This is a genomic window from Bacteroidia bacterium, from assembly GCA_033391075.1.
In the GTDB taxonomy this organism is placed as follows: domain Bacteria; phylum Bacteroidota; class Bacteroidia; order J057; family J057; genus JAWPMV01.
The window spans coordinates 6,001,174-6,014,090 of sequence record JAWPMV010000001.1; the positions used below are offsets into that span (position 1 = coordinate 6,001,174).

General features: G+C 40.8%; 10 protein-coding genes and 1 tRNA gene. 5 read left to right on the forward strand and 6 right to left on the reverse strand.

Annotated elements, in window-relative coordinates:
* The first annotated feature begins 120 nt into the window (after positions 1–120).
* Both R8P61_23845 and R8P61_23850 read left to right on the forward strand, forming a co-directional pair.
* A complete protein-coding gene (locus R8P61_23845) occupies positions 121–1,359 on the forward strand; it encodes a hypothetical protein (GenBank protein MDW3650128.1) in 1,239 nt (412 codons plus the stop codon).
* A gap of 104 nt (positions 1,360–1,463) precedes the next feature.
* Entirely contained in the window at positions 1,464–2,720 is a 1,257-nt protein-coding gene (locus tag R8P61_23850) for a serine hydrolase domain-containing protein (GenBank protein MDW3650129.1), read from the forward strand.
* 171 nt (positions 2,721–2,891) lie between these two features.
* Here the strand turns inward: R8P61_23850 and R8P61_23855 are convergent, their stop codons facing one another.
* A complete protein-coding gene (locus R8P61_23855) occupies positions 2,892–3,698 on the reverse strand; it encodes a DUF6515 family protein (protein MDW3650130.1) in 807 nt (268 codons plus the stop codon).
* A gap of 291 nt (positions 3,699–3,989) precedes the next feature.
* Positions 3,990–4,061: transfer RNA gene (locus R8P61_23860), tRNA-Glu, on the reverse strand.
* A 349-nt stretch (positions 4,062–4,410) separates the two neighbouring features.
* On the opposite strand from R8P61_23860, the gene gap reads away from it, so the two are divergent.
* A complete protein-coding gene (gene gap / locus R8P61_23865) occupies positions 4,411–5,403 on the forward strand; it encodes a type I glyceraldehyde-3-phosphate dehydrogenase (GenBank protein MDW3650131.1) in 993 nt (330 codons plus the stop codon).
* Positions 5,404–5,455: 52 nt separating this feature from the next.
* Here the strand turns inward: gap and R8P61_23870 are convergent, their stop codons facing one another.
* Positions 5,456–6,193: an SGNH/GDSL hydrolase family protein gene (locus R8P61_23870; GenBank protein MDW3650132.1), complete on the reverse strand. Its 738-nt coding sequence runs from the start codon at positions 6,191–6,193 to the stop codon at positions 5,456–5,458.
* 212 nt (positions 6,194–6,405) lie between these two features.
* Between R8P61_23870 and R8P61_23875 the strand changes: the two genes are divergently transcribed.
* A complete protein-coding gene (locus R8P61_23875) occupies positions 6,406–7,233 on the forward strand; it encodes a sigma-70 family RNA polymerase sigma factor (GenBank protein MDW3650133.1) in 828 nt (275 codons plus the stop codon).
* Positions 7,234–7,313: 80 nt separating this feature from the next.
* Complete coding sequence (locus tag R8P61_23880) at positions 7,314–7,865, forward strand: hypothetical protein (GenBank protein ID MDW3650134.1); 552 nt, start codon at positions 7,314–7,316, stop codon at positions 7,863–7,865.
* A gap of 2 nt (positions 7,866–7,867) precedes the next feature.
* Here R8P61_23880 and R8P61_23885 read toward each other — a convergent pair whose 3' ends face one another.
* The 3 genes from R8P61_23885 to R8P61_23895 form a co-directional block, all read right to left on the reverse strand.
* Entirely contained in the window at positions 7,868–10,192 is a 2,325-nt protein-coding gene (locus tag R8P61_23885) for a CHAT domain-containing tetratricopeptide repeat protein (GenBank protein ID MDW3650135.1), read from the reverse strand.
* A 1,111-nt stretch (positions 10,193–11,303) separates the two neighbouring features.
* On the reverse strand, positions 11,304–11,741 hold the full coding sequence (locus R8P61_23890) for a hypothetical protein (GenBank protein MDW3650136.1): 438 nt from the start codon (positions 11,739–11,741) through the stop codon (positions 11,304–11,306).
* 298 nt (positions 11,742–12,039) lie between these two features.
* Positions 12,040–12,858: a hypothetical protein gene (locus tag R8P61_23895; GenBank protein ID MDW3650137.1), complete on the reverse strand. Its 819-nt coding sequence runs from the start codon at positions 12,856–12,858 to the stop codon at positions 12,040–12,042.
* Between the last annotated feature and the right edge of the window lie 59 nt (positions 12,859–12,917).

Below are 12,917 nucleotides of genomic sequence, written 5' to 3' on the forward strand. Positions count from 1 at the left end.
AAGATCGTCTGGAATTCTCTTGAAAAAATCTGTAACTTTTAAAAAATCGGACATTATGGAATAAATAACTTCCAACAAATGACGCAAATTCCCATTCACGTTTAACATGATAAGCCCCCTATGAAGAGGTCAATCTATCTATTACTCGGGATGCTTTCGGGCATCAATATCCTGTTGGCTCAATCCCCAAAAAGCACGCTCATGAGCTTTCCTATAACTGCAAGCTGGGAAGATAAAAAAGGCAATCAAATACTTCAAATATCACTTCCTGAGTCTGTAGAATGGGGAAAATATTCGGAAGCCACTGTTTTGGGGATTTGGACAGAAGAAGCCCCTGAGCGTAATGTTGAACTGGGAAAAGCGAACTTAACACAAGAGGATATTCCAAGCTTGAATTTTCAATTACAAGCTTCTCTAAGCGTCAAGGAAGGAGATCTCCTTCAGGGCTGGGTTCGTATTCCCCAAATCAAGGAAAGAAGTATGCTATCCGATCTTGTTGCACAGCAGGTGTGGTTGATTGATGTGTATGGTCAGGCTTTCTATGATATGGGAACTGTCCTCAAAAATGACAGCCCGGATTTAGAGGCTTTGCTTCTGGGAAAAATGATCGCTGATATTCGTTTTGTTGCTGAGGCGATGGGAAAGCAGGGAATGGAGGATACAAAAATTGAACAGGGAGCCTATATAGGGAAAGGGGTATTTGAAATCATGGAAAAAGCCAGCCTTGAGCAATTGAAGGAGTTTCTGGGATATATTCGCTTCAAGCCCTCTAAATACCGAGGACACAATTGGAAAGTATCAGAAGTATTTGCTACCTGGTTAACTGCGGGTGCTCCCACTGAATCAGACTTTTATCTACCCCAATACAATACTCCTCAGAAAGGTACCCCTGATTGCAAGGGAGAGGCTCTGAAAATTGACATGGAAAAGGGTCAGCTCAACGGGTTTTCTCCCTCAGCTAGCATGGATGCTATCAAAGAACGTTTCCCTTGTTTTAGTGGAGAGTCAGAGGAAGGCATGAATGGAAATTGTGGGGGAGGCGTATTTTATCTGAAACATGGATTCTTTTTCTACAGTCATCGAGATTATCTGGAGGTCCGCTCAGATTTTAAAGGTAAAATGTCCCTGGATGTATTCGGCAAAAGTATGGATGAAGTAGAAGTCGTCCTGGGCAAACCCAAACTCATTCCGGTATACGAAGATGATGGAAATGACCTATTTCAATATACCCCGGACATTCACCATCTCTACAAACGTAAATATGGAACATTAAGAATTACCTATGATTCTTCCAGCAAGCGGGTAAGCGAGATCGGCATCCATTATAAAAAGCCGAAAGAAGTTGAAATATGTTGGTAAGGGAGATTATGGTCATCTGAAACCTGAACATCCGTCCAAAGCTCGCATTTTGAACAAAAAAAAGATATCAATAGCTTGTCTTTACTCAAAAAAAATGCGAAACAATGAAAAACTTAGCCTTACTCTTTTGTGTTATACTAAGCCTAAATGCATGTAATAGGCAGACTGGGACTACCAATGAGCAGCAAAGCCTGATAATTGACCAACTAGCAAAAGAACGGATCAATACAGCCCTGCAATCTATGATTGCAGATACCATGGTAGTGGGTGTATCTGCCTTGATCTTCGAAAAGGGAGAGGAAGTCTATTTCAATGCCTTTGGATATGCGGATAGAGAAGCCGGTGTGCCAATGGCAAGGAATACAATTGCTACGATATATTCCATGACAAAACCCATTTCAGGTGCTACATTGATGACACTTTATGAAAATGGCGCTTTTACATTGGACGAACCGCTTGCCAAGTATGCGCCGGAATTTGCAGACATGCAGGTAGTAAGCCGTTTGGATGAATCGGGAGAAATGGTTCTGGAACCAGCAAATCGGGCAATCACCATCGCTGATATTACCCGCCACACCGCAGGCTTTTCACGACGCTCAGATCTGGGGCTAGACAAGATTAGTACAGAGGCTGACCTCCTCAATTTGGAAAACTCCCTCTCGGATATGGCTACTAAACTTAGCGAAATTCCCCTCGGTTATCATCCGGGTGAAAGATGGGAATACGGTATTTCGGTAGATGTACAAGCTTATCTGACAGAAAAACTCTCTGGTAAAGCCTTTGATGAATATATGAAGGAAGTTGTGTTAGATCCTTTAGGAATGGATGAAACCGGCTATTTCGTAGCCGAGGATAAACGGGATCGGGTGGCAGCTATCTATTTCAAATCAGACAGTGGTCTTAGCCGAATTCCCGATGAGCGGGTCCACACCATCAATTATTCAGATTGGTCGATGAAACCCGGAGGATGGGGCTTAAAGGCTAGCATTGACGATTATATGAAATTTGCCCAAATGCTCCTTTACGAAGGCCGTTACAATGGGGATACTATTCTCAAAGCGGAAACTGTGAAACGAATGGCTACCAACCATCTTCCGGCAGTTAAGGACAGTAGTTGGCTTCCGAGTAAAGGACGTGTAGGCTTTGGGATTGATTTTGCTGTTCGCACGGAATCTCCGCAGAGCAGTGAGGAGATGAACGGAGTACCGGGAGAATTTTTCTGGGATGGGGCCGCCAGCACCTTATTCTGGGTGGATCCACAAAATGAGCTGACAGCTGTTTTATTTGTCCAGATTATGCCATTCCAGGGAGAGGTTCATAAGGCCTTTAAAAATGCGGTTTACGGACCGTATGAACCTTGACTTAATGGGCTACAAAGTACTAGAGAGTAAAAATCAGCTCCTTGGGTTTAGATACAAAAACATAAATCCCCAAGTTGAAACTTGGGGATTTATTATTCTATTTCCGTCGGCACAAAATAAATTGACTTCTAAAAATTCAAGGGAAGCTTTATTCGAATTATCCCATTTATTCTAGTTTCTCCTACTCCGCCTATAATCTTTTGGCTGAGGCTGATTCGGAAATTTGCGGGTTTCATGAACCGGCTCTGGCACAATTTCATAATATCTCTTTCTCGGGATATCCAAATAGAAGGTGCCATTCATTTCATAATAGTCAAGCCCATCTATTTGCAGGTGGCGAGCCCCACGAGGTACATATTTTACACGCATACCTATAGGTGGCGGGATAATTACATATCCTTTTTTCTGAGGTTTGTAAAATACGCCTTCGTACATATAAAAAGGCTTGCCTCCCATTTTGAATTTTTCTGCATTTTTGGGAATGCGACGAATGAATTGTCCTTCGGCAGAATATTCTTTAAACAGCGTTTCATTGGGGCTTTCCTCATAATAATCATAGCGGGGACGGGTATCATAGTAAGTCCGGTCCTCACGATCATTTCTGTCATTGTAGGAATCTCTTCTATTGTCGTAATCGTCTCGTCTGTCCTGATATGATTCTCTTCTGTCCTCATAAGCATCTCGCCGATCGCGGTAAGAGTCTCGCCTTTCATCATAGGAATCCCGGCGATCGTAATAGTATTCTTCTCTGTCCTCATAGTAATCCCTTCTGCGGTCGTACTTTCCGCGATACTTCCAGGCTAAATATTCAAACCTGGGTCCGGGTCGATAAAATTGGGGACTAGCACGATCTATCCGCTGAAGAATACCATCAAGAGGTACGTGCACGATAATTTGTGCAGATAACTTTGGGCTGGAAGCAAAAAATAATCCACTAAGGATCAGAGATAGGGTTAACGTTTGGGCATACTTTTTCATTTGTTTTCGGTTAACAAGTAATGAATATGAAATTTCTGTCCCGTGGTGGTGGTTCTTGCCCCTAAATACAAGGCTTTATGCTGAAGGTTGCATGAAGAAAGAAATTATATGGATTTTGCTCTTGATTGGCGGGGAAAAACCGTTTTTAATTTAAACGCTCTCTATAGTAAAGAAGGAAGTATTGAGGCTTTATATTGCAAAAATCCGTGGGAACTCCCAGCGCTTATTTCCAGGAATTATTATAAAAACAGAAAATCCCCGAGCATACACTCGAGGATTTCTATATTCTTGCATCCCGTAGGGGAGTCGAACCCCTGTTGCCAGAATGAAAATCTGGAGTCCTAACCACTAGACGAACGGGACAAGAACTGCTTTATTCAAAAGCGTGTGCAAATCTAGTACTCTGCTTTGTTTCTGTCAAGTTTTTTCTAAAAAAATCTCACAATTTTCTGATTCTGGCGTGAAGAATAAATTCTCAATAATATTGACTGCTGCCAGACATTTAATTTAGACCTCCCTAGATTAATTTTAGAGATGTATACAGTTTGCCTGACACAATTGCCTAAGCAACTAAAGACCAATTATTTAGACAAGAAAAGGCTGCCAAAAATCTCCCCTCCAACATTTTGGTTTTGCCAATGTGACAGCGTATTTTAGCGGCGTTTTTGGCTCAGGCAACTGAGTATTTATTATTACCAAAAAACCTTTGAAGATGTCATTAAAAGTAGGTATCAACGGATTTGGACGTATCGGAAGACTTGTTTTCCGCCGTCTGATCGACAATCCTAACGTAGAGATCGTAAAAATCAACGACCTTACAGATAACGCCACCCTCGCAAACCTTTTGAAATTTGATTCCATTCATGGCAAATTTCCAGGTACTGTAGACGGGTCGGACGATGAGTCTATTACCGTAAACGGAACAAAAATTCTCGCTAGTGCAGAAAGAAATCCTGAAAACCTCGCTTGGGGAGATTTAGGAGTTGATGTAGTAGTTGAGTCTACAGGTGTTTTCCGTAATATGGAAGGTGCTCAAAAACACATCACTGCTGGTGCTAAAAAAGTAGTTATCTCTGCTCCTGCTAAAGGAAAAGTTGATGCGACTGTAGTATTGGGAGTAAATGATGAAGTACTTAAGCCCGGAATGCAAGTTGTTTCCAATGCTTCTTGTACTACCAACTGTCTGGCTCCTATGGCTAAGGTTCTGCATGAGAAATTCGGAATCAAATCAGGATACATCACAACTATTCATGGATATACTGCTGACCAGCGTATCCAGGATGCTCCACACAGCGACCTTCGTCGTGCGCGTGCTGCTGCGATCAACATCGTGCCGACTTCTACCGGTGCAGCTGTTGCAGTAGGATTGGTTCTTCCTGAATTGGATGGAGTATTGGATGGAATCGCAGCTCGTGTTCCTGTACCCGATGGTTCTTTGACTGACCTTGTGGTTATGCTGGACAAAGAAGCTTCTGCTGCAGATATCAATGCTGCTATGAAAGAAGCTGCTGATGGTCCAATGAAAGGAATCCTTGAGTATTCTGATGATCCTTTGGTATCCAGTGATATCATCGGTAACCCACACTCTTGCATCTTTGACTCTGGTATGACCCGCGTAAACGGGAACATGGTTAAAGTTGTAGGTTGGTATGACAATGAAATGGGATACTCCAGCCGTGTTGCTGATCTGATCGAAAGATTTTAATTCCCTTTTACATAAAAGAAAAAGGCAGGACTTAGTCCTGCCTTTTTTATTTTTATCTAGCTAATTTCCTTTCTACCTCTTCCCGAATCAATTGAACCCACCTTGTATACATCTTTCCGGAAGGATGTAAACCATCGCTTGCTACCAGACTTCCATCATCTTTTGCCTCACGAGAAATAGGCGTTATATCAAAAAAGCGGATTCCTTTTTTCTCAGCTTCTGTCTGAGCAAATGCATTGTATTCATCCAAGTCTCTGGCAATTTTTTCCGGATCGCCTGATGCACCAAAAGGCGTAACTCCGTAATCGGGAATAGATAAAACAATCACCCGATTTGTATCTCCTCCCGCAAGATTGAGTGCCTGACTGAGGAGAACAGGAAACTCTTGTTCATACTGCACAAAGTCATAATTCCGGTATTGATTATTTACTCCAATTAATAAGGAAACAAGGTCATAAGTAGGATTCAGGTTACTATTATTCCCTATTGCCTGCAAAAGATCATCTGTCGTCCAACCCGTACGTGCAATGATTCTTGGAGATTCCACTTCCAATCCCTGTGCAATGAGGCTATCTTTCAGTTGCACTGGCCATCTCAAATTTATTCCTACAGATTCTCCTATAGTATAAGAATCCCCCAAAGCAAGGAAAGTCAAACCTTCTACCATTAGCGTATCTACAGGCTCAGGTTCTGGGCCAGGGCCGGGCATAGGTTCATTGGGCATACAGGCAAGAAGAAAAAGTCCCAGAAAAAAGAGGGACAAAAGGAAGTGAATACTTTTAAGTCTCATAAAACAAATACGTAAAATCCCGGAATATCGGATGATGTTCTAGCTTTCAACTCCTATCCGCTTATTTAAGTTTAGGATGATTCGGATAAAAACTCTAAAAAACTGTCACGCTCGAACATTGCTCTGTGTCATGCGTATAAGAAGGCATACCCTTCGCATATCTAGATGAACATTGGAACAGGCTCATCCCTGTCTCCTTTTAGCTATTTATCATGACATCAACTGCATATTCTGATTATCAGAAGCTCTTATTTCCCATTGCGAAAAATATGCTCGGGAATGATTCCGATGCGGAGGACCTCGTTCAGGAAACCCTTTTCAAATGGCTAACAATGGCCAAAAAGGATATTGAAAATATCAGGGGTTATCTTGTAAAAACCCTCGTAAATAAATGCCTTAACTTTATCCGAGACCGCAAACGCGAATCTGGAAAAGAAGTAGAAGTAGCTCCCGAGTTGCTTAAAAATCATCTTCCCGCATGGATCGAACATGCCCATGGACTCTCTTTGGGAATGTTGGCCTTATTGGAAAAACTCTCCGCGACAGAGCGTGCTGTTTTTCTCCTGAAAGAAGTATTTGGCTATTCTCATCGTGAGATTGCTGAACTTTTGGGCATTTCAGAAGAAAACTCTCGCCAAATACTGGCTCGTGCAAAGAGACATCTGAAAAACGATCGCCAAAGGTTTACCGCCGACCCGGATCATCACCTTGAATTGTACCAAAGTTTTGTGCAGGTTATAAAAGGAGGAGATTTAGGGCAATTATTAGAAATCCTGAGAGAAGATATTGATCTGGATATCATGCGTCCGGCTGCAAGTCTTACGGGTAAACAAGTGGTCGCAGAATACCTCATCCAGCATCTTCCTGTCTACGGACAGTTCCATCTTTATATGTACAAAGGACTCCCATTATTGACCCTTTATCTGCTGGGTAAACCCTTTTTACAGTTAAAATTGTGGGGAAATGGGGAAAAACTCCAACGTATAGAGATCAATCCCTTAAAAAAGAGGGAAATTATTGCACCAAAAATGAGCGTATAAATTTCAAGGGTGGGTGTCACCTTTTGGTAAGTTGTATATCTTTATGAAAAGACATTTACCAAACACATAACCCACTCGAAATGAATGTGCGAATACTCTTTATGCTCATAGCAGCAATTTCCCTTGCCGCTTGTGAAGGTGAAAACCCGGGTCCCGGTTGCGATGGATCTCTCAATGTAGAAGTAGCATCTATCGTAGATGCCAGCTGCGGAGATAATTCAGGTTCAATCAACCTCTCAGCAAGTGGTGGTGATGGGACATATAGCTTCAGCCTGGATGGAGGTGCTGCTCAAGGCTCGACTACTTTTGCTGATATTTCTCAAGGAAAGTATACCCTCACCGTAACAGATGGAGAAGGATGTACGGCCAATGTTGAAGCAGAAGTCAAGACCGGATTGGAACTGGCAGATATCCGTCCGATTATCACAACCAGTTGTGCGATTCAAAATTGCCATAATGGAGACAGAGCAAATCTGCCCAATTTCTCTATCGATGGTAATATCGTTTCAAATGCTTCGGCCATCAAAACGCGTACGGGAAATGAAACCATGCCTCCAGCTGGTCAAGCTGATTTGACTACTGAACAAATTCAGCAAATTGCTTGCTGGGTAGATGATGGAGCGCCGGAATAATCCTAAAGCTCTTCAAACAAAGCTGCTCTCTTTCGCCTTTTTCGCTGAATTTGATAAAAAACAGCCATAAAAAAGGCCATTCCAAGGCAGCAAATCAGGACAAAAATATAGAGGCCTTCCTTGCTATTCAGAATGACAAATTTTTCTTCAGGAAATGCAAGTGGGGAAGAACCACCGATAAGCGCAGAGCCTGCCCAAAAATAAGGGTGGGCTTTGTTGCTATTATTCAGGTAATAGAGTTTGGCATTTCGGAGGGCAGAAGCCGTACTTTCACCTTCCTTGAGGTATTTATAAAATTCTGAAAGTATACGAAAGGAGGATTCATCATTTACCGCCCACTTATTCATGATCACGCTTCTAGCCCCTGCATGGCGAAATGCACGAGATAAGGACAACATCCCTTCTCCCTGCGCCATCTTTCCCTCGCCAGTCTCGCAGGCATTTAGAACTGCCAATTCACAATCCATTCGTTGGTTGTAGATTTCATAGGCGTACAACCTCTGCGCATCTTCTTCCAGGAGTTGCATATGATTGTCTTCCGCATCTTTGCTAAATAGTAAGTGAGACAACATCGGATCTTCCGCTTTAATCGCATGTTGAGCCATATGCAAAAATTGTCCATCTCTGGATTTCTTGAGAAAATGAGATTTGTTTGCTTCCTCTCCTACGATAGCCTTCCCATTTACCATATCGGCAATCTCATTTACCTCCTGCGTATTGAAATCGAGTTTTCTCGCTCCCTCATAACTAGGTGCATAGCCGAGAAATCCATAGCTATTGTTTTTACGGGAAAATCCTTTGAGGAGCAAATCAGCAGAAAGGGCATAATGGATTTGGTGTCTCTTAATCAGGTAATCAAGCTCTCTAAATGATCTGGATTCCTTTTCTGCCTGAAAAGGCAAAGCTTCAAAAGGAAAGACATTGAGTGGGCCATCAGGTATGATCACCAAATTACGATATTCTTCCACCTCTGATAAAAGGGGTTCCAGCAATCGCTGATAGATTCGGTAACCTGTCTCCTTATACCTTTCAAATGCCTCCTGACTATTCCCCCGATTATAGACCTCGCTTGCATCACTCACCTGATTGCGGAAATTTTCTATATCTCTGATCAGGCTTGAATCCTTCTCCATTTCAAACATGCGAATCTCCCCTTTATGCAAACGAAAAGCATAGATGGCTTTTTCGCCCCAGAAATATTCGAGCATGCTTAAGTGGGTAGAATCCAGGTATTGAAATATCTGTGAAAGGTTTTTCGATTTCAGGGAATCCTTACGTCTGGAATAATCTTCATAGTTTATCTTTAAAAAACGCATAAGTTCTGAATAGGCTTCTTCACTTTCCAGGTAAATTCTTTTCGAACTTTGATACTGAACACTATCAAAAGAGTTCAGCTTCTCACGGCTTTCAAAAAGGTTGATCCGACGACCATAAAAGCCAATATTGCTGCGGAGGCTATCTTCTTTTCGTTTCAAATTTTCTGGAACATTTGAATCAATCAAAGCATTTGCAGATCGTAAATTGTCCTGCAAAATCATGGATTTCCCTTGCTCAGAAATTTTGAAAGCTTCTGCCAAAATCGCAGGATCGCTTTTAGTGGGATCCCGGAGACTAGCAGTCTTTAGCCCCATTTCATAGGTCGGCATGGCTTGAGAAAGCAAGTGAAACTTGGAGTAGTCATGCAAGTAGTCTTTCCTTAATTCACCGATCAGTTTTATGCTGAGTTTATTCGTGTTAATGGCTGCTTGTAAAAGTTCTTTGTTATCTGGTTCATCTTCCAGAAGCATTAAGAGCGTGCGATTTTTATTTTCGAGGGTATGTAAGACTCCTTTCTGGCTGGTAATATCTTTGAGATCAGGATTTTTCAGGATGTCTGGATCAGAAAACTGGCGAGAATATGCAATGAGTGCTTTTTGGAAAGCTTCTAAAGCATTTTTTGTTTTTCCTTGTTTTCTTAAAATCCTTCCCAAAAGAACATATGACCTACCAACCAATCGATGTCTCTCTCCATAAGAATTATGAGCGTATTTAATGGATAGTTTTACTGTATCAAGAGCGATTGCATATGCTCCTTTATGAAAATACGCCCCTGAAATAAGGAAATAAGTATAATCCAAATCAAAGGGCAACTTTTGTTGCATTTTCAGCGCTTCATGTGCAAAAACAATGGAACTGTCATGATTTCCTGTCTCTGTATAACAGTACCCTAAATGAAGGTAAGATTCTATTTTAGTTCTAAGAATATCTGAATTAATCTTGGCCTTTTTCAATACCTGCAGTGAAGTATTCAATTTTCTCACAGCTTTTTGAAATTCTTTTCTAGTCATATGGCTAAAAGCAAGATTATTTAATAGTACAGCCATACTTAAAGAATCGACTTTTTCCCGACTTCGTTCTACTTCTAAAGCCCTGATATATGAATCCAGAGCTTCCTTTAAATCTTTTTTTGCACTAAAAATATATCCTAAATTTTGATATGAATGGGAGATTAAGTCTGTTTCTGAGCGATTAAGTTTTCCTAAAGCTTGTAGCCTTTCTAAAATTGCATAATTCCTTTCAATTGCTGCTTCGTACTCTCCTTCTATCTCAAGCAAAATAGAGAACCAGTTATCGACCAAATTTTTGTTCTCTATAGAAATGTTATTCCTATTTGACCAATTATCTGCTTTAGCAATATATTCCTTTGCTAATTTAAATTCATAGGTGTAATAAGCAGCTTTTGTATAGAGAATTTGGTTATATATTCTGTTATCAGTTACTACCTCACTTAATAAAGAATCCACTTTAAATAAGAAATTTGTAGAGGCTTTATATAAATCTCCATCTTGAAGAATTTTAGCTTTACTTTGATATAAATCAACGAGGCTTTCAGTAGATTCTTGAGGAATGGTATGAATTAATGCAAAAGATTCCTGTTGTTTAAATACTAATTCCGCTTCTTCCTTTTTATCATCATATATTAAACTTTTGTAAAGACGTAGGGAAATTTTTGACCGGATAGAAAAATTTAAAGTTTCGTTTTGTAAAAATATTTTAGCTTGACAAATAACTTCATCATAATCTTTAGCCTGGACTAAGCTGTCCAACAAATCTAGAGCTTGTTCTTCCAATTTATCTGCTGATTCTAATTGGGGAGAAATTTTAGGTTGATCTGAAGAACAAGCGTAAAACATAAAAGCTAGACATGATAAATAATTTATCAGCCTAGTAAAAATTACAGGATGTGTACGTAATGTCATGGGCTTATGCTTGTGCAGTCGTGTTATTCTATTCTAAATGAAAGTATTATTTAATAAGTATTAGATGAAATTGTCAGAAATTCTTTCGTCATCCTTAAATACTAAGAAAGATCTCTAAATAATTTTAAAGAAAGATTTCGGCTTCTATTCTGAATTAACTCTGCAATTCTCACCGAAATCTTTCTTTAAGTGAAAGTGTTTATTCTACGATTTCAACACTTACGGGTACCTGGAATATATGCGTTTGCTGGTTCGGATTTCCTTCCTCATAAAATTGAATGATGCCTGACGCAGTATATACTGCACCTTGAGGAGGTAAATCAGAAGGATTTGTTGCAACCAGAGCAAAGGAAACGTCCTGCTGAGCATTTGGCCCAAGAAAACCAATATTTGTAGATGAATTAAGGATATTTAGAGCAGGACTCCCTTCAGATGGTGTCAGTTTGAAGAGTTGTATATTCAAATCCAGGCTCCAACTGGGATTAGTTTGGTTACTAATATCTAGCTCTAAAGTATAACTCAATATTTCCGGACGTCCCCTAATTACCCCAGAATCACTTTTGGGAGGATTAGTACCAGTTGTCAAACTTCTTGATTGCGTGCTAGAGTTGGATGTTGGTTGGGTGATTTCAAACATAAGTAAAGAATTAAGAACGTTTAAGAGTGCCACCAAAATCCAAAAAGTCGGTTTGGATATCTTGTACACTTAAAATTTTTAAACAGGTTGAACCAAAAGCATTTGCCCGGATTCAAGAAGTTTAGGGAGCGTTACTGATTGATCGATCGTTTCAAATAACTTAAGACAAACATAGTTACGATTTTTCGTACTATCTAATCAATCGTACTATGATCCTTACATAAATAACACCGGTGTGGAGATCCTCCAGGGAACCCTCTAGCGGAGGATCATCCACTGCACAATAAGCGGCAATTTATTAGTCCCGAAAACCCAAACCTTTCGTGGACCGGATGTGCTGCTTGAGGTAATGAGCATACCAATGTGCCCGGTGCCTGCTAAACGTACCCGTTAAAGTGGTACCATGGAGATTGATTTCTCCTTCTAATAGAACAAGGGTACCTACATCTTTATATGAGAAGAGCGGCATGGGTTGACGGGAGTTCATCAAAGGTGCCAGCGGAATAAATGGAATCAAATCCCTCGAATGTCTGACATTGAAACACCACTGTTTAGCCCCATGCATCTCGTTCATTTCTTCTACAAAAAAAGTATTTCCCACCCTCGGCGAACCAAAAAGGTAAGCCTTGACTCGAATTTTCCCGGCAAAGCCTTCCTGCACATGCAGCCAGGCGGCACATAAAGTAGCAATGGCCGCACCTCTTCCATGCCCAATCAAAAAAAGCTGGATCGGCTCATTCACCGAAATGATCTCTAACCATTTCAATAATTCCGGAAGTAAAGATTCAAACTCATTGCGGAAGCTTCTTTGTACTCGCGCATTGGGATGGTGGGCGTAACCATTTGCATGGCTGATGTTGATTTCCAGGTCTTGCTGGACATTTTGGATGGAATAATCCTCTCCCCGAAAAATCAGGTAATAAGCCTGACAAGGGCTTTTTCCAATTTCAAAGCTTATATCACTTTCCTCAGAGCTAGCAAGTGTAATTTTTTCCCAGTTTTTGAGCTCTAGGCGGTGTATTGGCTGCTCGGCAGGGTCAACAGGATGAGAAGGGCTAGTGCAGATTGAAAGCAAGGTGCGGGCTTCGTTAGGGTTAAAACCTGCTTGAAATTTCATTGGCACGCAATTGTTCGGGTTGTGAATTATTTCAAATCATTTATTGATTCATCGACCTT